This window comes from Peribacillus sp. P4_C12 (assembly GCF_056402095.1).
Window position 1 is genome coordinate 1 of the sequence record NZ_JBFUIB010000753.1, and the last position, 1,464, is coordinate 1,464.

Annotated in this window: 1 protein-coding gene; it reads left to right on the plus strand. The window is 33.0% G+C overall.

Going from position 1 to position 1,464, the window contains the following annotated elements:
• Positions 1–677: 677 nt before the first annotated feature.
• The coding region (locus tag AC1DUW_RS28660; protein WP_477644164.1) for a LysR family transcriptional regulator at positions 678–1,464 on the plus strand (787 nt) is incomplete at its 3' end.

Consider the following 1,464-nt stretch of genomic DNA (forward strand, 5'->3'; position numbering starts at 1 on the left):
GCCAAATACTGTTTCTAGTATAGGTACATCGTTAAACAGCAACACGACAATCGTCGCTATGGGTGCAGCAATTATGATATTGAACTTTTTAATAATAAAGAGAATAATTGTTAATATACCTAACAATATCCCAAATATACCCAATATATCCATTTCGTTTCTACCTCTTTATTCTCTATTTGTTTAGTGGAAGGTTTCTTCTCAATATACGATAACCAAAGATACCTATAATGATATTTAACCTTAAAACTTCATCTCTTTTCCCTAGCTTTAGTTACACCATGTATACCCTTTCTTTAATAATAAATATAGATATATTGAAATAATATCTAGTGCACTTGACAGAAACAACTATAACTYAGGCTTCACCATTCGTACAATATATATAATTCATGACATACATTCCTTTTTTTCATGATTAAGAAGGGAATTCAGCTGAAACATACTAGATAAATTCACATTTTAAGCGCAAGTACTTGCGGTAGCTAGTGTCGCTTTGGAATAACGAAACAACAAAAATATCCAAAAGCCAGCATTTAAGAGAAATAAAAAGAATCCATTTTGAAAAAGATGGATTAAAATGTATTCTTATTTGTATACATCTCAAATTAGTATGAGTAAAATGAATGAAAGGAATAAAAATAATATATAAATTTCATAGAATGGAGATTACCTTTATGGATATACGTCACCTCACTTACTTTATAGAAGTAGCCAAATACAAAAGTTTTACTAAGGCTTCCAAATCCCTCCATCTGTCGCAGTCTACAATAAGTAAAGTAGTTAAAAGTTWGGAAGAAGAATTAAATGTAGAACTGATTGACCGTTCCGCAAAGAAAATTGAATTAACGGACGCAGGCGAAATTGTTTTAGCCGAAGGGGAAATAATTATGGAATCGCTAAATGATTTATCGATGCACCTATATGATTTAATGAACTTAAAAAAGGGAAAAATAAAAATTGGTATACCTCCAATTATTGGGTTTCTATTTTTCCCCAAAATCATTAAGGGGTTTAATAATCTATACCCCGATATCACAATAAAAATTTCTGAAGATGATTCAAAAAAGGTGAAACAGGACGTCAAAGACGGGATTTTAGATCTTGGTGTGGTTATGTTGCCGGCGGATGAAAAGGAGTTTGATGCTGTCCCCTTTGTGAATGAAGAATTGTCGCTCTTCGTCCATCATTCCCACCCATTAGCCCAGAGGGATAAAGTTGAAATGAAAGAGTTACAAAACGAAACTTTCATTCTATTTAAGCAAGAGCTTATTCATGACCTTATTATTCAAGAATGCCTACGAGCCGGTTTTCGTCCGAAAATTGCTTTTGAAGTATCTGAGTGGGGTTTTATTAATGGAATGATTGGCGAAAACTTAGGGATTTCGATTTGCCCAAAACCCATTGCAAAAAAATTCGATCAGGATTTAATCAAGGCCATTCCCATCGATAATCCTCGCTTAC